Below are 18,950 nucleotides of genomic sequence, written 5' to 3'. Positions count from 1 at the left end.
CAAACGCCTGCCTTGTCCCGGCGGCTCAAGCCACCGCCCGGCCATTGATCTGCCCGGTGGGTACCTGGTAGTTGCGTTCGTCAAACAGGTCGATGCCGCATTTCAGCGATTCCGCCCAGTCAAAAAACTGGCCGATGGCCGGGCCTTTGAGCGGCGCTCCGTGCTGGGGCACCAGCATGGAAATATCCAGCCGGCGCGCCATGGCCACCCACAGGCGCAGGACCTTGTTCGACACCATGTAGCGTTTGTGAAAACCCTCCATCAACGGCAGATGGGGCTTCAGGTCGGTGACGGGCACCTGCGCCGTTCGGCCGGACATCATCGACACACCCAAGTCACCGGTGAACAGGATGCGGCTGATGGGATCGTAAAAATGGAAGTTGCCTTCCGAGTGCAGGAAGTGCGCGGGCAGCAGCCACAGCTCGCTCTGCCCCAGCGGCAACCGCCCGCCGCTGTCGGGCACGCCGACCAGGCGCTGCTCGGTCTTGCCGACCTTGGTGAAGTGCGGCACAAAACGCTCCCATACACGCGAGATCACCAGTTGCGCCGGAGTGGACGTGAGCCAGCGGTCCAGCGAGGCAATGATGTCGGGGTCGGCGTGGGAGGCGATGATGTAAGACAGTTTTTGCGGACTGAAGTGGCGCGACATGCCCAGGAACAGTTCGTTGAACGCCAGGTTGCCGCCCGGGTCGATCACGGCGCCGGTGCCGTTGTCGACAATCAGGAACTGGTTGGACTGGACGGCTTGCCCGTCTTCTTCGATCAGGTCGGTGAACATCAGGCAGGCATGCCTGTCGTCACGGTAAAGCTCTATGGGCATGGCTGAATGCGTGCGGCGACGCAGAAAAAAAAAGCAACTTTATAAGCGGCCTGCTGCTCGCGTATTGATGCAGGTCAATGACACGCCTGAAGCGCGCGCCGCCACCCACACCGGCGCAACACGAGCAATGCCGCAGGCAAAAAAAGCGCGCCGGCGCTTCAATGAGCACCGGCGCGCCTTGCTTGCGCATGGCAGCTGTCCAGGCACCGCGTGGCGGCGCCCGGAACAGCGCTTTACTTAACCGCTTAACCGCGGCGGCGGTTGTTCATCATGCGTTCCACGTCGTCGCGCAGCGATGTCAGCTCATTGCGCAGCTGACGGCGCTCCTGCGCGGTCACCACGCCGTCGGACTTGAATTGGGTCTCATGGCGCTCAATGCGGCGTTCACGCTGGTGCAGCTTCGCGGCTTCGCGCTGCGTGATGCGGCCCGTGCGGACGCCTTCGTCAATGCGCTGGCTGATCTGGAATTCACGGTTGTCGATGCCGGGGGTGTTGCCGGCATTGCCAGGCCTGCCCGCCACATTGCGGTTGTTCATCATGCGTTCCACTTCGGCGTTGAGGCCGTCCAGGTCGGCGCGGAGCTGCTGGCGCTCTTGCGGCGTGGCGACGCCGTTGGATTTGAAGCGCGCCTCGCGGGCCGCGATCTCCTGGTCGCGGCGGTACAGCACCTGCGCTTCGGACGGTGTGATGTGGCCGGAGGCCAGACCCTGCTGAATGCGCGCGCTGATGGCTTGCTGCGCCTGGTCAATGCCGGGTGTGTGAGTGCCCTGCGCCATGGCGGGTGCAAACCCCAGGCCGGCGAACAGGGCTGAGGCCAGCAACGAGACAGTGAGGAATTTCGATTTCATGAGGTTCTCCTTGGAATGCTTATGCGTTTGATTGCCAGCAACCCGGTGGGCAACTTGCAGTGGCGGTGATAAATCTCCGGTTCGGCAAGCGGCTGTCGGGGCTGCTCCTGAATCGCTGCTTTCAAAGGCCTTTGCGCTTCAGTGAAACCATTGTTGGCCCGCTCTTGTGAATGCCGTGTAAGGCAAACGGAGCTTTACCCCGTCATTACGCAGTGATTACCCTTGCATTACCTCGCGCTTGCAGTGGTGTCCAGATGCGCTTTAGCATGGTTAGACTGTGCGCATGCTGATCATCCCTTCGCTGAGCCGCAAGCAGCTGCATCCGTAAGACAAGACGCCGGCCGCACACCCGGCTCCACCCGATAACCTGAAATAAACCGGCACGACGCATGGACTCGCATCACCAACCCCTTCGCCGCCAACTCCTGCTGGGTGCTGCCGGCTCTGCGCTGCTGCTGGCTACGGCTTGCTCCAGAAAGGCCGGCCCCAAAGGCAAGACCCTGCCCAAGGAGGCCACCCTGCTGTGCCTGGGCGATTCGCTGACCTTTGGCTATGGCGCCCCTGCGGGCGCCAGCTACCCGCAGCAGCTGGAACTGTTGACCGGCTACGTCACGCAGAACGCGGGCATCAACGGCGACACAGCGGCCGGCGCACTGGCACGGTTGCCGGCGCTGCTGCAGGAAAACAAGCCGGGCCTGGTGCTGGTGTGCATTGGCGGCAACGACTTTCTGCGCAACATGCCGCCGGACGGCACCCGCGCCGCCATCAAGTCGATCGTGCAAACCGCCGCTGCCAGCACGCAGGTGGTACTGATCGCACAGCCCAAACCCGTGCTGCTTTCTGCCGCGATGGGCTCACTGAAAGACCATGAGGTGTATGCCGAGGTCGCCGCGGAAACAGCCACCCCGCTTTTTTCAGATGCCTGGTCTTATGTGCTGTCACGCAGCGAATTGCGTTCTGACCAGATCCACGCGAATGCGGAAGGCTACAAAGTGTTTGCCGAGCGCCTGGCCAGCTGGCTGCGCGACATGAAGTTTGTGACCTAGAACCCCAGGCCAACGTCAGGCGTCACCCAGCCCGATGGGCGCCGGCGCCTCCATCACGATGCGTGTGAAGAGGCGGTCATACACCGGGTCGGCCGCGTGCTTGCCGGCAAGCGGGTCACGGTTTTGCTGGAAGGCGGTGTCCAGCTCTTTCCAGTCGGCCTCGGTGAGCACTTTTTCAGCCTGCGGCAGGATGACTGTTTCTTCGAGCCGCATGTGCTCGAGGTAAAACTCGACGTAGCGTTTGCACTGCGCCTCGAACTCGGGCTTTCGTTGCTCGCCCAGCAGTTCCCAGGCAAGCAGCAGGTGCTGCAGTTCACGCACGGCCTTCTCGCCGCTCATGTGGTCGCGCTCCAGCTGCTGCACCGTGGCCATAACCGATGGCGCGGAGCGCACCACGCGGGGAAACAGCAGGTCCGACTCTTTCGGGTGATGCAGGCGCTCGGGGAACTCGTCGATATAAAACAGCATGGCCCGAAAGACGTCGAAGAACTGCTGCGCACGGTCGCCCGGGCCGCGCGCCACCATGAGCAGCATGGAACGCAGCATGGCGGAAAGGGAGGCGTGCTCATCAAGGATGATCTGCACGCTGGCATGTTTGTGAATGGCGGTCTCCGGCGGGTAAGTGCCACCAAGAATGCCACCAGGTTCTCCCCCGGACTTGATGAAGATCAAACCACGCGGATTTTTCCAGCCGGTATCGCCCCGGGAACGAATATCGCCCCACCCCCTTCCCATTGAGGCGATGGCTTGACCTGCATCAAAGCCGTTTGGCGGCAGCAACCTAAAGTGGAACCGCCTCCTGCTCAAGGTTTGCCGCGCCGGCGATGAGCCGCCCAGGATGACAAGGAGATTTGCCATGTTCAAACATATCCTTCTACCCACCGACGGATCGCCCGCTTCGGAACGGGCGATTGCACGGGCCGTAACCTTCGCCAGGGAAGCCCGGGCCAGGATCACGGGCTTGCATGTGATGCAGGAGTTCCACCTGCTGACCTACCGGGTCCAGATGCTGGAAGACACGCGGGACCAATTCATGAGGGAATGCCAGGCGCAGGCAGAGGCATTCCTGTCTGCGCTGAAAGACGCCGCCGACAAGGCGGGCGTGCCTTGCGAAACCGTTTGTGTCGCAGGCGACCACCCCTACGAAACCATCGTCCGGATGGCGGACGGCAAAGCTTGCGACCTCATCGTGATGGCTTCGCACGGCCGCAAGGGCATCACCGGGTTCCTACTGGGCAGTGAAACCCAGAAGGTGCTGTCTCACAGCAAAAAACCGGTGCTGGTACTGCACTAGAAACCACTATGCCAAAGGAGCTCATCATGAAAAAGAACGCCGGCACTGCCGACCGAGCGGCACGCATCGTGGCGGGACTCGTCATCCTCAGCCTGTATTTTGTGGTGGAGCCCGCCTGGCGCTGGTGGGCGCTGCTGGGAGTCGTGCCCCTGCTGACAGGGTTGCTGGGCTGGTGCCCGGCTTACACGCTGTTTGGCATACGGACCTGCAAAACAGGCCCCACGTGACCCCGTGCGCGGTGGCTGGCCTCAGGGTTCGTCGGACCCGGACCTGCCGGATTTATCCGGCCGGGGAATCTTCTTGAACTTGATCAACCGGTTGGTTTCGATCTTGTCTTTTTTCACCTGGCGCTCGGCGTCGAGTAGCCGGCCGGCGGTCGCCCATTCGGCAAATTCGTCAGGCGTTTCCAGGGTCACACGGCCCAGCGTTCCCGCCCGGAATTCGTAGATCACGATCTCGGCGGCCTTTTGCAGGTTGACCCGGCCCTTGGAGAGCACCGCGCCGCGCTTTCGGCCGATTTCTTCCAGCAGTTGCTCGTCGGTGATGTCCGGCGTGACTTCGACCTTGTAGCGCGCCTCCAGCAAGGCCGGGTAGTGCTTGATCAGGTAATCCAGCAGCTCGAGCGCCACCTCTTCCTCATTAAAGGCGTTGCGGCCAATGGCACCGCTGGCGGCCAGGTTGTAGCCGCTTTTGGCCACGATGATGCGCGGCCACAGCATGCCGGGTGTGTCCCATAAATAAAACCCGTCGGCCAGTACCAGGCGCTGCTCGACCTTGGTGATGCCGGCTTCGTCGCCGGTTTTGGTGGCGCGCTTGCCGGTGAGGGTGTTAATCAGGGTGGACTTGCCGACGTTGGGAATGCCGCAGATCAGCACCCGCATAGGCTTGACCATGGTGCCGCGTGTTGGTGCCAGCGCGTGGCAGGCGTCGATGAGGCGGCGGGCGGGCGTGGTTTCGCTGGCGTCGAGTTCGATGGCGCGGGTGGCAGGCAGGCTGTTGTAGTGATCCAGCCAGAGCGGCGTGCGGGTGGCGTCGGCCAGGTCGCGCTTGTTGAGCACCTTGAGCGCGGGCTTGGCGCTGGTGAGCTCGGCCAGCATGGGGTTGGCGCTGGAGCCGGGCAGGCGCGCATCAAGCAACTCAATGACGACATCAATTTCCTTGATGCGCTCACTGATGGCTTTTTTGGTCAGGTGCATGTGACCGGGAAACCACTGGATGGCCATCGGGATCTTTTCTTTCTGGGGTTCGGGTTTGGGGGCATGGGGCGAAGACCCCTGCGATACCCCAATTGTCGCCGCATACCGCAAAATACCCTCCTGGCGAAGAAGGCACCACCAGCAGGGGCCGCGGAACCGGCTCTGCCGGGCCGCAGGCGCCGCCCCCTGCAAGGGGGAACAGGCTACACGCAGTGAGCCTGGACGGGGGTGTACTTGTTAATAAGTGGTTAATCAGCCATCGGCACGATCAATGCATGGCGTGCACTGCGCCTGGCAGCCCCATCCTGTCATCCCACACAGCGACCCGAAAGAGACAAATCCGTGCACCTGCTCCTGGTAGAAGACGACGCCATGCTGGCCGAAGCGGTGTGCGACGCGGCGCGCCAGATTGCCTGGACGGTCGACCACGTCGGCGATGCGCTGGCCGCCAAGCTGGCGCTGGTGGACCATGTCTACGAAGCCGTGCTGCTGGACCTCGGCCTGCCCGGCGATTCGGGCCTGGCCGTGCTGCGCGCCCTGCGCGGGCGCTACGACGTCACGCCGGTGCTGATTCTCACGGCGCGCGGGCAGCTGAGCGAGCGCATCCTGGGGCTGGACGCCGGTGCGGACGACTACCTTGTCAAACCCTTCCAGCTCGATGAGCTGTGGGCCCGCGTGCGCGCCGTGATACGCCGCAGCCAGGGCAAGGTGGTACCGGTGCACACCTATGGCGACGTCAGCCTGGACCGCAGCAAACGCGCTGTGACGCGCAGCGGCGTGCGGGTGGCCCTGAGCGCACACGAATACCGCACGTTGCTGGCCCTGCTGGAGCGGCCCGGCCACGTGGTCACGCGTGACCACCTGGAAGACGTGGTCTACGGCAACACCTCGGCGATTGAGAGCAACACGATTGCGGTGTTCATCCACCAGCTGCGCCGAAAGCTTGGCGAGCACCTGATCACCACCGTGCACGGCCAGGGTTACATGATCGGCGAGGCCCAGCCTTGAAGTGCGTGTTCGTCAGGTCACTCAAGGGCCGTGTGCTGGCGGTTCTGGGCGCGACCATTACCTTGTGCTGGGCCTGCGCGCTCACCGTGCTGCTGGTGTACACCCTGCGCGGCCAGAGCGACCGCTGGGACAGCAAGCTGCAGGCCATAGGCACCAAGATCCTGACGGCCATCCCCAGCGGCGCGAAGCTCAAACCCTCCTTCAGCCACGGCCTGCAATTGCGTAACGAGAACATGCCGCGCGACGTCAACCTGACCTTCCAGGTCTGGACGAACCGCAAGGAGCTGATCGTTCGGGCACCGGATTCTCCGCGCGTCCCGTTGCTGCCGTCCTTCAACGATGGCTTTACCAGTTCCACCGTCAACGGCGAGCGCTGGCGCATCTTCTCGGTGTCCGACAGCACCGGTGAGGTCAGCGTGCAGGTGGCCGTGCGGCACAGCGTGATCGACGAAGAAATACGCAACAAGATCTTTGCGTTGCTGGGCCTGACGACGATGCTGCTGACCGTGGCCGGCCTGCTCATGTGGTTTGCGGTGAACAAGTCGCTGCGCCCCCTGACGGCGCTGGAAACCGCCGTGCGCAGCCGCCGCAAGTTTGACCTCACGCCGCTGCCGGTAGCGCAACTGCCCAACGAGATCCGGCCGCTGGTTGAGTCCTTTAATCACCTGCTGGACCAGCTGGACCAGGCGATGCAGGGCGAGCGGCGTTTTATCGGCGATGCGGCCCATGAGCTGCGTACGCCTTTATCTGCGCTCCAGGCGCAGGCCCAGGTCGCCTTGCGCGCGGCCACGGTGGCCGACAAGGACGCCGCCCTCGTCAAGCTGCTGGCGGTTGCCGAACGCAGCACGCGCCTTTCTGACCAGCTGCTGGATCTGGCGCGCATGGACGCGGGCGTTCATGCGCCGCAAAAAAGCCTGGCCGATTTGAGCGAGCTCATCATGCATGTGAGCCAGGAGTTCGACATGCAGGCACAGCAGCAGCGCCGCAGCATCATCCTCGCGCTCACGCCCTGCCCCATCGAATGCGACGTCGACGAGATCGGCATCCTGCTGCGCAACCTGCTGGACAACGCGCTGCGCTACACCACCGAGGGCGGCCGCGTGAAGCTTAGCTGCGGTTACCGCGGCGAAGCCGGCCGGGAACGGATCTGCCTGGAAGTGGCCGATGACGGCCCGGGCGTGCCCGAGGCTGAGCACGAAGCGATCTTTCGCCGCTTTCACCGCGTAGCGGGCAACGGCGGGCGCGGCAGCGGCATAGGCCTGTCGCTGGTGGCCGGCATCGCGCAGCTGCACGAGGCCGCCATCGAAACCGGGACCGGGCTGGACGGCAAGGGCTTTTGCGTGCGCGTGCTGTTTCCGCTGCCGGCCGAGGGAGCCGGCTCAGCCGGGGTAGGCGCGGTGCCTGCGCAACCAGCTTAAGGAATGTATCCACCCGCGCCAGGCTGCTTTCTTCACGAGATAGATTGTGTCGGTTCGCATGTTTGGTAACTCCTTCGTGTAAGGACCGCCGGAACTTGAAGTGCAGGGCCGCGGCCCGGCAGGCCCTGCAACGGGGTAGTCGAAGGACTCAGAAACGGTAGAGGTAACCCACACGCACACTGCTCTGGCTGGAGCGGTCGACCAGTGGGCTGTCCTTGATGCTGGAGCCCAGGTTGGTGGTGCTCAGGTCCAGGAAGATGCTTTGCCGCGGCGCGAGCGCATAACCCACGCGCAGCCCGGCTTCCAGGTTGACGGCCGAACCGCCCTGGTAGAAAGCCCGGCCGGCGCGCACCTCGGCGGCGTTCACGCCGTAGTAGTAGGACACGTATTTGTCGTCGAGCCGGGTCGCTGCCAGACGCGGCGTGATGTCGAAGCTGCCCGCCTGGAAGCGGCGGTCCAGGGTCAGCTTGAACTTCGTGCCCTTGCTGTTGCCAGAGGCGTCGCCCAGCAGCTCGGCCGAGAGGTTGGCGATGTCGTTGCGCCAGATGGCCGCGCCACCCAGCCAGATGCCGTCCTTGCGTTCGTCCATGCCGGCCAGGAAAGGGGAATCGGAAGCCTCGTAGCCTTCCATCGAATAGCGCGCACGCAAGCGGAAGGACACCGGGCCCGCCGAAGGCAGCTTGAAGTCTATGCCCGGGCCGAAGACGCTGACCCATTTGTTTTCATAGGTGAGCAACGGCAAGAGCCTGGTCTTGTTGTCAAAGTCGCGGTAGGGCTTGCGCTCCACGCCGACACCCACACCGAGGCCCCACGAGGATGCCACCTCACCTTGGCTCTGGCCCTGCGCAGGCTGTGACTGGGCGGCGGCTGGCTGGGCGAAAGCCGCCAGCAGGAACAGCGAGAACAGCGGAAGCGAAGCTTTTGCCGCTGTTCCGGCGGGGCGGTTTGCCGTTTGCCCGGCGGTGGATGGGGCGCTGGACGGCACAGGTTTGGCAGGACGGCGCGATTGGCGAGAGGTCATCTTCAGGTTCTCCAGTGGTTAAGCTGGAGCGGATCATGCCGACGCGAATTTAAGGAGTTCTTAGCGGTATTAAGAAATCGTTAAGGCTGGCCATTTGTGCCAGGCAAGCCCGCGGGCCTGTTACATCCACGCAAGCGCGATGAAGGACAATAGGTACCACGGCGCCGGACCGTCACTACAGCTACCAGGGCCACCCCGAGCGCCTTGCAACCCCATCTATCAAACCCCCCATGCCCCTGCCCGCAGCCCCCGACCAAAAACCCGTGATCCCGGCCCGCCGCCTGGCCGCTTCCACCCTCAAGGCCAACAACGAGCTGATGATCAAAGGCATCCTGTGTGTGCTGATCGGCCTCGGTGTGGTGGTGTCGCCCTACTTCATCACCTCACCGGGCATGCAGGGCATCGTCGCCAAATCAGCCCTGGTGGGCTGGTTTGCACTGGTGCTGGGCTGTGCATTCATCGGCCTGTACCTTCGCCGGCGCATGGCAGCCTCCGCCAAACCCTGACAGGCGCCCACACCAGGCCCATGCCCGAAAGCCTCACTGACCACAACGCCGCCCTGGCGATCTTCAGCGCCCTGCAGGAGCGCGCCGCTGCTGCGGACATCCGCTTGCGGCCACCTCCCCCCGAGCCCACCACCTGCTGCGGTCGCGGCTGCAACGGCTGCGTATGGGAAGGCTGGTACGCAGCCGTGGCGCACTGGCGTGAAGACGCCGAAGAAGCGATTTTCAAATGCCAAATCGGTCTCTAGCCCAATAAGATCCTGCGCCGGCAGCTACTGAATTGATAGCAACCGCTACAACCTCGACACCGGATCAGCGACGCCAGCAGGGGTGAGCAATACTGCCAGTGGGGGCCGGGGTCCGGCTTCGCCGGCCCCAAGGCGCCCGTCCCCTGCAAGGGGAAAAGGCATTACACGAAGTGAATGCCGATAGGGGTGTGCCTATCAGTGAGCCCCAACAGGGGTGTGCTCAACTTCGCGGCCTGGCATGCCCAGGCGCTCAGCCGACACGTATTGCTGCCGGTACACCTCAAACGGCATGGTGTCCGCAGCTTCAATCTTCTTTTGTTCCTGAACGGAAGCATCGGTCAATGCGGCGAAGTGTGCCAGCTGGCCGGCCGACAGCGGCTGCGCCTGCAGGATGCCTTGCGTCTTTTCAGACTGCGCCCGGCTGAACCGGATGAAGGAGTTGTCGTGGCTGTCGGCCATGGCGGCCAGCACACGGGCCGAAGGCAAGGTGGACGGATCCAGCAAGGCGGCGCTGGCCAACGTCAGGGCGTCGCTGTATTGCGTGCCGCCATGCGCGGCGTCAAGCGCCGCCGCGATGGGCGCGCATTGGCCCACCACCTCCGCACCCCAGGCCGTCAGCGTGATCTCATGGCCACCGCGCTTGAGTTTCAGGCCGGGCTCGCGCCCGCGCGCCGCCGTCTGGTGCTGGTTGTGCTTGAGCTCGGCGATTTCCTGGGGCGTGTCGTTCGGGCTGTCGCTGAGCAGGCAGTGCAGCAGGAACACATCGAGGAAACGCATGGTCTGCGCATTGATGCCGACGGGCTCGAAAGGGTCCAGGTCCATCAGCCGCACTTCGATGTATTCGACGCCGCGCTCGCGCAGTGCATGCAGCGGCCGTTCGCCGGGGAAGATCACGCGCTTGGGGCGAATGGTGCCGTAAAACTCGTTTTCAATCTGCAGCAGCGTGGTGGCCAGCTGGTTGTAGTCGCCGCCGGGGTTGCGGATGCCCACTGCCTCATAGGCCGGGTAGGGCCGGGTCAGCGCGTCCTGCAGCGAAGCGCCGTAACCATCCAGGCTGTTGTAGCTCACGGCAAGCGAAGCCTGCGCATCGCTCTGGTAGCCCAGGCGGCCCATGCGCAGCGAAGTGCCGTAAGGCATGTACATGGTGCTGTCGCTCAGGGTTTGCAGCTCGTGCTGGCGCCCTTCCACAAACGTGGAACACACCGCGGGCGAAGCGCCAAACAGGTACAGCAGCAAAAATGCCTGGCGGCGGAAGTTGCGGATCAGCGCGAAGTATTCCTTGCTGCTCACCCCGGGCAGGGACCAGTTGTAGTGAATGCCGGAAATGGTTTGCATGCGCCGGCCGTAACGGTGCGACAGGCCCATGCGGTAAACGCTCTTGGCGCGCCCCACATTGGACGAACCGAAACGGGCGATGGGAATGGTTTCGTCGGTCGGCAGGCCGCAGGGCATGCTGGACACCCAGAGCATTTCGTCGCCCAGCTCTTTCATGGTGCGGTAGGTGAACTGGTGCAGCTCCGTCAGTTCCTGCAGCGTGGCTTCAGGGCTGGGGTGGGCGCCGGTGACCAGCTCAACCTGCGATTCGCTGAAGTCCGTGGTGATGCCCGGATGCGTGAGGGCCGAGCCCAGGGCCGCGGGATGCGGTGTGAGGGCCAGGCCGCCGCCGGGTTTGGCGCGCAGGCTTTCCTTCTCGATACCGCGGCGCATGCCCTTGAGCCGGGCCGGGGTGAGCGCTTTCAGGCGGTCCTGTAGCGCGCCCGCAGGCGCCTGCAACTTGGTCATATCGTCATTCCCCCAGAATCTTGAATTGGCGTGGAAGTTATCACAGCACGGCGCTTTGCGCTGGCGCTTCCGGGCTTGCCAGCACAGCCCGGGTGGGGTCTGGCGCGGGGTCTGTGCAGGCCGGCCGGATTTGGGCCATACACCGCACTTTCCGGGCAGAAATCCGCAGTTTGGTGGCCGGGATGTGGAAAGTGAGCGACGCCGGTGCCCCAAGGTGCAGAACTCCCTTGACTTGTCAGACAAGCTGGACGACGATAAAAAACATTCCGTAACACGGCTGTTTTACCCTTCAATTTCCGCCAAACTCATGGTTTTGCGGTCTTTTAGCCTGAGGCAGCGTAGAGCTTGATCAAAAAATGAAAAAACTGCTAGCCAGCCTTTTCGGCGGTTCAACCCCCGCAGCGTCGCCCAAACGCACAGGCGCGTCCAGCCGGGACAACCCGCTCACCATTGAAGACGGCTCGGACAACGCCACGCGCCGCCACCTGGTGCAGGTGCTGCTGCGCGATGCCATGCGCAAATACGGTATTCCCTTGCCCTGGATCGATTGCCAGATGCTGCTCGTGTCCAGCCGCAGCCGCGGCCCTGGCATGTATGTACGCCTCGTTGTGCGGCATTGGGACGACCGCCTGCTGAAGTACGCCTTCGCCTTCCAGAACGCCCTGATGGAAGAAATCACGCGCTTTGAACCCGGGGCGGCCCAATGGCTGCACGGCATTTCCTGGCAACTGGAAGTGGCAGAAACCTGCCCCAACCCGACCATGCCCGACAAGTCGTATTGGGCCGATCCCGTCCGGCCACCTGCTGGCGCATCGGTTCGCCCGCCACGCAGCGCGCCGCTGGCGTCCCTGGCCCCTCTTCCCGCGGCGGCAACAGCCTCTGCGGCGCCCGTGCCAGCCGCCCCCGTTGTGGCCGCCAGCCTGCCGGCCCAGCCCGCAGCACCGGTGGCACGGCCGGCCCCGGTCTCTGCAGCTGACGCAGACGCCATGAAAGACCTGGAGCGGCTCTTTCGCATCCGCGACCAGGAACTGGGCCAGCCAAGCGACAGCAACTCCGCCGTCGGTTACGAAGCCACACGCCCTTCGCCGCTGTAACGCACCAGGTCCGGCCGGGCCATCAACAGCGCAGCGGGGCAGCTGCTGGTGTACGCTTGCCTGATGAGCCCTCCCGTCACGCCCCCAGGCCCCGCAACCGCCACGCAAGATTCCTCCTTCCTCATCGACTCGCGTTACGCGGTGATGCGGCTCATGGTCACGCTGGCCCTGATGACCGTCGGCGCCTGCGGCATGTATGTGGTGGCCGTGGTGCTGCCCGCAGTGCAGGCTGAATTCAGCGTGACGCGGGCCGATGCCTCCCTGCCCTACACCGCGCTCATGATCGGCTTCGGCGTTGGCGGCGTGCTGATGGGGCGGCTGGCCGACCGCTTCGGCGTCATGGTTCCGTTGCTGATTGGCGCGGTGGGCCTGGGTCTGGGTTTTTCCCTGGCCGCCATGGCCGGCAACATCTGGATGTTCTCGCTGGCCCACGGCCTGCTGATCGGCTTTCTCGGCTCTGCCGCCACCTTTGCGCCGCTGCTGGCCGACACCTCGCTCTGGTTTGTACGGCGCCGCGGTTTTGCCGTGGCGGTGTGCGCCAGCGGCAACTACCTGGGCGGCGCGATCTGGCCGCCCATCGTGCAGCATTTTGTCGAGGCCGTGGGCTGGCGCCAGACCTATCTGTGGCTCGGCCTCTTCAGCTTCGTCACCATGACAGCGCTGGCCCTTTTGATGCGCAAGCGCCCGCCGGTGGCCGTGGCGTCGGCGGTGGGCAACAGCGGCATCGCCGCCACCACCAGCAGCATGCCTTTCGGCCTGACGCCGGGCTCGGCGCAAATGCTGCTGTGCGTGGCCAGCGTGGCCTGCTGCGTGGCCATGGCCATGCCGCAGGTGCACATCGTGTCGTACTGCACCGACCTGGGCTACGGCGCGGCGCGCGGCGCTGAAATGCTGTCGCTGATGCTGGCCTGCGGTGTGGTCAGCCGGCTGGTGTCGGGCGCGATCTGCGACCGCATCGGCGGGCTGCGCACACTGATGCTGGGCTCGGTGCTGCAAGGCGTCGCGCTGCTGCTGTTTTTGCCCTTTGACGGGCTGGTATCGCTTTACGTCATCGCCGCGCTGTTCGGCCTGTTCCAGGGCGGCCTCGTACCGGCTTACGCCATCATCGTGCGCGAATACTTCGAGCCAGCCGAGGCCGGCGCGCGCGTGGGCACGGTGATCATGGCATCCTTGCTGGGCATGGCGCTCGGCGGCTGGATGTCAGGCAAGGTGTTTGACCTCACCGGTTCCTACCATGCCGCCTTCCTCAACGGCATTGCGTGGAACCTGCTGAACTTCAGCATCGCGTTTTTCCTGCTGTGGCGCGTGCGGCGGATGGCGCGGGCGGCCACGACGAAAACCGCGGCGGCCTGAAACAACGCCTTGGTCCTGCCTGGACCGCTATGCTTTTAATAGCTGCTTGCGCTCTTTCTATAAGGGCTGCAGCCATTCTTCCTTAAAATCCCGTCAGGCCAGAACCCGGCACAACCATTGTTCCAGGTCGGTGATTTCCTGTGGGCACACCGAGTGCTCCATCATGTACTCGTGCCACTCGACCGTGTAGCCCATGGCGTTGAGTGCATCGCGCGTGGCGGTGGCGCGCGGCAGCACCACCACGCCGTCGCGCGTGCCATGCGCCAGAAAAATGGGTACGTCCTGGTTGGCGGCGCTGCGCTCGGCGGCCGTCTTGTCGGCCAGCGGCAGGTAACCCGACAGGCCCGCAATACCGGCCAGCCGTTCGCCGTGGCGCAGGCCCGTCATGAGCGCCATGGCGCAGCCCTGCGAAAAGCCCGCCACCACAATGCGGCTGGCGGGAATGCCGCGGGACTTTTCCCGGGCGATCAAGGCCTCGATGTCGCCTTGCGACTTGCGCAGCCCGGCCTCGTCCTGCCGGCTGACCAGGTCGGCGCCCAGCAGGTCGTACCAGGCCGGCATGACGTAGCCGCCGTTGATGGTGACCGGAATGCTGGGTGCACTCGGAAACAGGAAACGCACATCGCCCACGCTGGACAAATCCATCTGCTCTGCAATTGGCAGGAAGTCCCGGCCGTCGGCCCCGAGGCCGTGCATGATGAGGACAGTGGCGACGGGCTTGTCGCCGGTCTGGGCTTCAATGACTTCGAGGGGCATGGGGTGACGGGTCCAGGTGGTTGAAGGAACAGATGACGATTGAATGCTGCGGGCTTGAAGCTGCAAAGCATGCCAGCGGGGATTTTAAGACCGGCCTAAGCTGACCCGCGAACAATGGTTTCCGGCAGCGCTGAACACCTGGCGCACAAAGCCTGCTACGGTGTGATGACAAGGTAGCTGGCCAGGCCTTCGCACCTATCGACAGGCCGCATGAACACAGTGCCAGGCAGCACACTGCGCCGACTTGCTGCCCATCGTTGCAGAAGGAGCACGCTGAAATGAAAACCCTGACCCACAAGGCCGCCTCGGCCGTCCTCGGTGCGCTTATGGCGGGCGGCGCACTGGCCCAGGCAAGCGCCCCCTTGCCGCCGGTGCGCACCGGCGGCCCGGTTGAATACCTGAGCGGCGGCATCGGCGCCGACGAATCCGCAGCGATCCGCAATGCCAGCGGGCAATGGCCGCTGACACTCGAATTTGCCATCAAGGACAAGCAGCGTGCCGACTTCGCGGCCGACGTGAAGGTGCGGGTGCTCGATGCCCGGGGAAATGAAGTGCTTCAGGCCACGTCGGAAGGCCCCTTCCTGCTGGCCCGGCTGGCACCGGGCAGTTATGCCGTGGAGGCGACGCTGGCCGGCCAGACCCAGCGCAGGAAGGTGGACGTGAGGGCAGGCAAACCCTCCAGAGAGGTGTTCCTCTGGGGAGCGGGCGCCGATAAAACCGCGCCGTAAGCACACCGGGCCTGCCTCAATTTAACGTTTCAAGTCAGATCATGCGCAGCGTCACCGAACTGATCCGGGCGATAGACGACGGCACCCTGCCGGACGCCGAGCGGCGACGCCTGCTGGCGGCCGCAACCGGCATCGCCGCCGGCGCCGGGCTGCTGGCCGCGGCCTACCCCTTCGCCGCCAGCCTTGCGCCCTCTGAAGTGGCACGCGCCCAGGGCGGCCCGGTGCTTGTCGATATTTCCACATTGGCGACAGGCGAGCTGCGCACCGTCGCCTGGCGCGGAAAACCGGTCTGGCTGATGCGCCGCAGTGAGGAGATGGTGCGCGCGCTGCAACAGCCCAATGCGGCATTGGCAGACCCGCAGTCCAGGCGATCCGAGCAACCGAAATCGTGCGCCAACGCGACCCGCTCCGAGCGCCCCGAAATCCTGGTGGCGGTGGGGGTGTGCACGCACCTGGGCTGCTCACCGACCCTGCGCCTGGACGACAGCGCGCTGAATGCCGAGCTTCACGCGCCCGGCGGATTTTTTTGCCCCTGCCACGGCTCCCGGTTTGATCTTGCCGGCCGCGTAGTGAAGAACGTACCGGCGCCGACCAACCTGGACATCCCGGAATACCAGTTCATCGACGCCACCAAGCTGCAAATCGGCCAGACAAGCTAGTGTCACTGCGGCTTGTGCCACAGCAGAGGCTTTGCTAGCATCTGGCGTCAGCATTTTCTGACGCAGGTTGGAGATTCACATGAAGCTCATCATTGCCGCCGTCGCCCTGGCCACTTCGTCCCTGGCGTTTGCCCATAACTGCCCCAACGAGATGAAGGCGATTGACGCCAAGCTCTCCACCAACCCCAAGCTCTCGCCCGCCGACATGACCAAAGTGAAAGAGCTTCGCGCCGATGGCGAAAAGTTTCACAAGGAAGGCAAGCACGACGACTCCATGAAAGCGCTGGGCGGCGCGAAGAAGCTGCTCGGGATTTAAACCGCACAGGCGATCCCGCGGTGCAAGCCGCTGGATCCCAAACAGAAACGGCAGCCCGCAAGCCGGGATGCCGCCGCAATGACCTGCACCGCGATAATTCCCCGCAGGAGAATTGCCACATGACAGTGATGACAACCATGCCGCCCTTGTCGGGGCTGCAGTACTACCAGGTGGACGTGTTTACCCACGAGGCGCTGGCCGGCAACGGCCTGTCGGTGTTTCTGCCCGAAAGCCCCTTGCCGGCGCGCCAGATGCAACGCCTGACCATCGAAATGCGGCAGTTCGAGAGCATTTTCCTCACGCCTGACGGCCCCGGGAACCGCTTCGAGGCGCGAATATTCACGATGGAGGAAGAGCTCGACTTCGCCGGCCACCCCCTGCTGGGCGCAGCAGGTTTGTTGCATCACCTGCATGCGGGGCATCAGCCTTCTGCTGCCTGGACGCTGATGCTGGGCACACGGGCAGTTGCCATCAGCACCACACGCAAAGAAGGCACACCGGGCACTTACGACGCCAGCATGAACCAGGGCGTGGCCCGCTTCGAGGCAGCCCTCGGCCACGCGGACAGCCTGCCGTTTCTCGCGGCATTCGGGCTGGGCCCGGCGCAGCTGGATGTGCGTTTTCCGCTGCAGGTGGTGTCTACCGGCCTGCCCTACTTGCTGGTGCCCGTGATCGGCGGCCTGGAGCGCGCAAAAATTGTGCACCCAGATTTTGAGGCGCTGCTGGCCACCGTGGGCGCCAAATTCGCCTACGTGCTGGACGTGTCGGCGCGCGAAGGCCGCACCTGGGACAACGCCGGGCTGGTGGAAGACATTGCCACCGGAAGCGCCGCCGGGCCGGCGGGCGCCTACCTGCTGCGCCACGGCGCGGCGAAGGTGAACGAAGTCATCACGCTCAAGCAGGGGCGTTTTGCCGGGCGCCCCAGCCGCATCACGGTGGAGGCCAACGCTGCCGGTGAGATGCTGGTCAGCGGCGGCGTCGTGGTGCTGGCGCACGGCCGGCTGATTTGAGGGATGGCATCCGTTGGCGCGCCACTTGCGTACCTTCAGCACCTTCAACACCTTTAGCCACTGCGGCCATCGAATCCAGGAAAGATTAGCCCTATGACTGCTCGCCTGATCCATTTGAACTGTGTGCTGAACCGCATGGCCCGGCTGCTCGCTGCCGGCAGCGCGGCGCTGTTGCTGGTATGCACGGCAGTGCCGGCAAGTGCAGCGCCCTTTACCGCGGCTGACGAGAAGACGGTGCGCACCGTGGTGCAGGCCCAGCTGGCGGCCTTCGCAAAGGATGACGCAGCCAGGGCGTTTTCTTTTGCGGCCCCCAATGTGCAGAAGGCCGTCGGAACGCCCCAGGGGTTCATGGCGATGGTGCGCCGCGATTACCCGGTGGTATACCGCCCGGCATCGGTCGCCTTTCTGAAACCCGACGGCAAGAACGACCAGGTGATCCAGCGGGTGCAAATGGCCGATGCCAACGGTGTTTCGTGGCTGGCGGTTTACAGCCTCGAACGGCAAAGCAACAAAGCGTGGCGCATCACCGGGTGCGTGGTGGTCGAAAACAAGGGCCGTATGGCGTAGTACGCCAGTCCGCGGCGCCTGCTGATAACGGTTTTCCCAGAGGCGGGAGCCGTCCCGGGGACAGGCACCATTGCCGTGGCCCGCATTGAAACGCCACGCCAACCGGACGCGTATGCGGCAAAGAGCACCGATACGTGGTTTACAGAGGGTTACCCGCTCCTGCCTGCTGGAGGCTAAGGTGTTTGGTGCTGCTGCGTTTGCGGCATTCCGGACTCAACCCATGAACATGCCCGCCACCTCACTTGAATTCCCGCGTCTGCCGGGGGATCCGGCTTCGCCGTCGCTCAGGGAAAACCTGCAGGCGCCACGCCATGCACAACAGCGTCAGCGTGCCACGCAGCCGCGTGAATCGGCCCTCAAGATCAGGACGCGGTGTCCCGGTTGCCTGTCGGCTTCCCTCTCCGTGGTTTACGAGGAACCGTACGCCGGCGCGGGCGTTCAGGCCTATCTTGCAAGGCACTATGAAGGCCATGCGTCAAGGACTGCCGACGCAGGCGTCTATGCGCTGGCGCGCTGCAACAGCTGCAGCCTGGTCTTTCAGCAACAGGTGCCCGACGACCCCTTGCTCGGCGAGATCTACAACGACTGGGTTCCCGGCACCGAGCTGGACCGCGAGCACCGCAACTACAGCCTGGACGAATACCGCTACCTGGCCGAGCAGGTCCAGTTCATCATTCAATACTTCGGGCTTCCGCCGGGTGAGCTGGATGCGCTTGACTTCGGCTTCGGCTGGGCGCACTGGTCAAAAATGGCCATGGGATTTGGCTGCAATGTGTGGGGTGTGGAGCTTTCCGAGGAACGCGCCCGCCACGGCAAATCCGTGGGGCTGCGGGTTGTCGGCCTGGCCGACCTGCCGGCCAGGAGGTTCCGGTTCATCAATACGGAGCAGGTCTTTGAACACCTGACGGAGCCCAGGCTGGTGCTCGAAAAACTGCGCGATGCCCTGTCAGGCGACGGGGTCATCAAGATCAGCGTTCCCAACGCGGCTGCCGCGCTGAAAAAGATCAGCCAGGGGAAAGATTTCGGCGCGCTGTCGCCCGACGACCAGATGCCCATCGCCCCGCTCGAACACATCAACGCTTTCAGCCATGAATCGCTCGTCGCCTTCGGAAAAGAGTTTGGCCTGAAACCGCTGCGCCCCAAACTCTATCGGCTGTACAACAGCGCCTCGGGCCTGCTTCAGCCCAAAAACCTGGCGCGGGTCATTGCCCGGCCTGTCTACCGGCATATTTTTCCGGGCACCACGTTCATCTATTTTGTGCGCGCCTAGCGCCGCGGCTTCA

23 protein-coding genes are annotated in these 18,950 nt (G+C 64.1%); 16 read left to right on the top strand and 7 right to left on the bottom strand.

Annotated features, from left to right (window positions below; genetic code table 11):
* Positions 1-25: 25 nt before the first annotated feature.
* Positions 26-820 (bottom strand): oxygen-binding di-iron domain-containing protein, encoded by a 795-nt coding sequence (locus AC1DY9_RS09250; RefSeq protein ID WP_457279154.1) that lies wholly within the window; start codon positions 818-820, stop codon positions 26-28.
* Between AC1DY9_RS09250 and AC1DY9_RS09245 the strand changes: the two genes are divergently transcribed.
* A complete protein-coding gene (locus tag AC1DY9_RS09245) occupies positions 813-1,061 on the top strand; it encodes a hypothetical protein (RefSeq protein ID WP_477666350.1) in 249 nt (82 codons plus the stop codon). The genes AC1DY9_RS09250 and AC1DY9_RS09245 overlap by 8 nt on opposite strands.
* A 4-nt stretch (positions 1,062-1,065) precedes the next feature.
* Here the strand turns inward: AC1DY9_RS09245 and AC1DY9_RS09240 are convergent, their stop codons facing one another.
* Complete coding sequence (locus tag AC1DY9_RS09240; protein ID WP_477666349.1) at positions 1,066-1,668, bottom strand: hypothetical protein; 603 nt, start codon at positions 1,666-1,668, stop codon at positions 1,066-1,068.
* A 389-nt stretch (positions 1,669-2,057) separates the two neighbouring features.
* Between AC1DY9_RS09240 and AC1DY9_RS09235 the strand changes: the two genes are divergently transcribed.
* Complete coding sequence (locus AC1DY9_RS09235) at positions 2,058-2,714, top strand: GDSL-type esterase/lipase family protein (protein WP_477666348.1); 657 nt, start codon at positions 2,058-2,060, stop codon at positions 2,712-2,714.
* Positions 2,715-2,729: 15 nt separating this feature from the next.
* Here the strand turns inward: AC1DY9_RS09235 and AC1DY9_RS09230 are convergent, their stop codons facing one another.
* Positions 2,730-3,317, bottom strand: coding sequence for a hemerythrin domain-containing protein (locus AC1DY9_RS09230; RefSeq protein ID WP_457279784.1), 588 nt, complete (start codon positions 3,315-3,317; stop codon positions 2,730-2,732).
* A 253-nt stretch (positions 3,318-3,570) separates the two neighbouring features.
* Here AC1DY9_RS09230 and AC1DY9_RS09225 point away from each other — a divergent pair, with 253 nt between their 5' ends.
* A complete protein-coding gene (locus AC1DY9_RS09225; protein ID WP_457279158.1) occupies positions 3,571-4,008 on the top strand; it encodes a universal stress protein in 438 nt (145 codons plus the stop codon).
* A gap of 26 nt (positions 4,009-4,034) precedes the next feature.
* Positions 4,035-4,235, top strand: a complete 201-nt coding sequence (locus AC1DY9_RS09220) for a YgaP family membrane protein (RefSeq protein WP_457279159.1) — start codon at positions 4,035-4,037, stop codon at positions 4,233-4,235.
* A gap of 21 nt (positions 4,236-4,256) precedes the next feature.
* On the opposite strand, the gene ylqF is transcribed toward AC1DY9_RS09220, so the two are convergent.
* Complete coding sequence (gene ylqF, locus AC1DY9_RS09215) at positions 4,257-5,231, bottom strand: ribosome biogenesis GTPase YlqF (RefSeq protein WP_477666347.1); 975 nt, start codon at positions 5,229-5,231, stop codon at positions 4,257-4,259.
* A 315-nt stretch (positions 5,232-5,546) separates the two neighbouring features.
* Here ylqF and AC1DY9_RS09210 point away from each other — a divergent pair, with 315 nt between their 5' ends.
* Entirely contained in the window at positions 5,547-6,212 is a 666-nt protein-coding gene (locus AC1DY9_RS09210) for a response regulator transcription factor (RefSeq protein WP_477666346.1), read from the top strand.
* A gap of 5 nt (positions 6,213-6,217) precedes the next feature.
* Positions 6,218-7,630 (top strand): ATP-binding protein, encoded by a 1,413-nt coding sequence (locus AC1DY9_RS09205; protein WP_457279785.1) that lies wholly within the window; start codon positions 6,218-6,220, stop codon positions 7,628-7,630.
* A gap of 148 nt (positions 7,631-7,778) precedes the next feature.
* On the opposite strand, the gene AC1DY9_RS09200 is transcribed toward AC1DY9_RS09205, so the two are convergent.
* Positions 7,779-8,651 carry a MipA/OmpV family protein gene (locus tag AC1DY9_RS09200; protein ID WP_477666345.1) on the bottom strand — a complete coding sequence of 291 codons (873 nt, stop codon included), beginning with the start codon at positions 8,649-8,651 and terminating at the stop codon, positions 7,779-7,781.
* 230 nt (positions 8,652-8,881) lie between these two features.
* Here AC1DY9_RS09200 and AC1DY9_RS09195 point away from each other — a divergent pair, with 230 nt between their 5' ends.
* Complete coding sequence (locus AC1DY9_RS09195; protein WP_457279163.1) at positions 8,882-9,157, top strand: hypothetical protein; 276 nt, start codon at positions 8,882-8,884, stop codon at positions 9,155-9,157.
* Positions 9,158-9,177: 20 nt separating this feature from the next.
* Positions 9,178-9,402, top strand: a complete 225-nt coding sequence (locus AC1DY9_RS09190; RefSeq protein ID WP_457279164.1) for an oxidoreductase-like domain-containing protein — start codon at positions 9,178-9,180, stop codon at positions 9,400-9,402.
* 195 nt (positions 9,403-9,597) lie between these two features.
* Here the strand turns inward: AC1DY9_RS09190 and gshA are convergent, their stop codons facing one another.
* Positions 9,598-11,184: a glutamate--cysteine ligase gene (gene gshA / locus AC1DY9_RS09185; RefSeq protein WP_477666344.1), complete on the bottom strand. Its 1,587-nt coding sequence runs from the start codon at positions 11,182-11,184 to the stop codon at positions 9,598-9,600.
* A 356-nt stretch (positions 11,185-11,540) separates the two neighbouring features.
* Here gshA and AC1DY9_RS09180 point away from each other — a divergent pair, with 356 nt between their 5' ends.
* Positions 11,541-12,278 (top strand): hypothetical protein, encoded by a 738-nt coding sequence (locus tag AC1DY9_RS09180; protein ID WP_457279166.1) that lies wholly within the window; start codon positions 11,541-11,543, stop codon positions 12,276-12,278.
* Between the two features lie 63 nt (positions 12,279-12,341).
* Positions 12,342-13,631 carry an MFS transporter gene (locus tag AC1DY9_RS09175; RefSeq protein ID WP_477666343.1) on the top strand — a complete coding sequence of 430 codons (1,290 nt, stop codon included), beginning with the start codon at positions 12,342-12,344 and terminating at the stop codon, positions 13,629-13,631.
* A gap of 93 nt (positions 13,632-13,724) precedes the next feature.
* Here the strand turns inward: AC1DY9_RS09175 and AC1DY9_RS09170 are convergent, their stop codons facing one another.
* Complete coding sequence (locus AC1DY9_RS09170) at positions 13,725-14,387, bottom strand: alpha/beta hydrolase (protein ID WP_457279168.1); 663 nt, start codon at positions 14,385-14,387, stop codon at positions 13,725-13,727.
* 278 nt (positions 14,388-14,665) lie between these two features.
* Between AC1DY9_RS09170 and AC1DY9_RS09165 the strand changes: the two genes are divergently transcribed.
* The 6 genes from AC1DY9_RS09165 to AC1DY9_RS09140 all read left to right on the top strand — a co-directional run bounded on the left by AC1DY9_RS09165 (position 14,666) and on the right by AC1DY9_RS09140 (position 18,937).
* Positions 14,666-15,115, top strand: coding sequence for a carboxypeptidase-like regulatory domain-containing protein (locus tag AC1DY9_RS09165; protein ID WP_457279169.1), 450 nt, complete (start codon positions 14,666-14,668; stop codon positions 15,113-15,115).
* 41 nt (positions 15,116-15,156) lie between these two features.
* On the top strand, positions 15,157-15,774 hold the full coding sequence (gene petA, locus AC1DY9_RS09160) for a ubiquinol-cytochrome c reductase iron-sulfur subunit (protein WP_477666342.1): 618 nt from the start codon (positions 15,157-15,159) through the stop codon (positions 15,772-15,774).
* 79 nt (positions 15,775-15,853) lie between these two features.
* A complete protein-coding gene (locus AC1DY9_RS09155) occupies positions 15,854-16,090 on the top strand; it encodes a hypothetical protein (RefSeq protein WP_457279171.1) in 237 nt (78 codons plus the stop codon).
* Positions 16,091-16,209: 119 nt separating this feature from the next.
* Positions 16,210-17,100, top strand: a complete 891-nt coding sequence (locus tag AC1DY9_RS09150) for a PhzF family phenazine biosynthesis protein (protein ID WP_477666341.1) — start codon at positions 16,210-16,212, stop codon at positions 17,098-17,100.
* A 93-nt stretch (positions 17,101-17,193) separates the two neighbouring features.
* Positions 17,194-17,667: a DUF4864 domain-containing protein gene (locus AC1DY9_RS09145; protein WP_457279173.1), complete on the top strand. Its 474-nt coding sequence runs from the start codon at positions 17,194-17,196 to the stop codon at positions 17,665-17,667.
* Between the two features lie 220 nt (positions 17,668-17,887).
* Complete coding sequence (locus AC1DY9_RS09140; RefSeq protein WP_477666340.1) at positions 17,888-18,937, top strand: class I SAM-dependent methyltransferase; 1,050 nt, start codon at positions 17,888-17,890, stop codon at positions 18,935-18,937.
* Positions 18,938-18,950: the final 13 nt, after the last annotated feature.

The sequence above is a fragment of the Polaromonas sp. P1_F6 genome (genome assembly GCF_056405695.1).
This window is presented reverse-complemented; position numbering and strand designations above follow the sequence as displayed.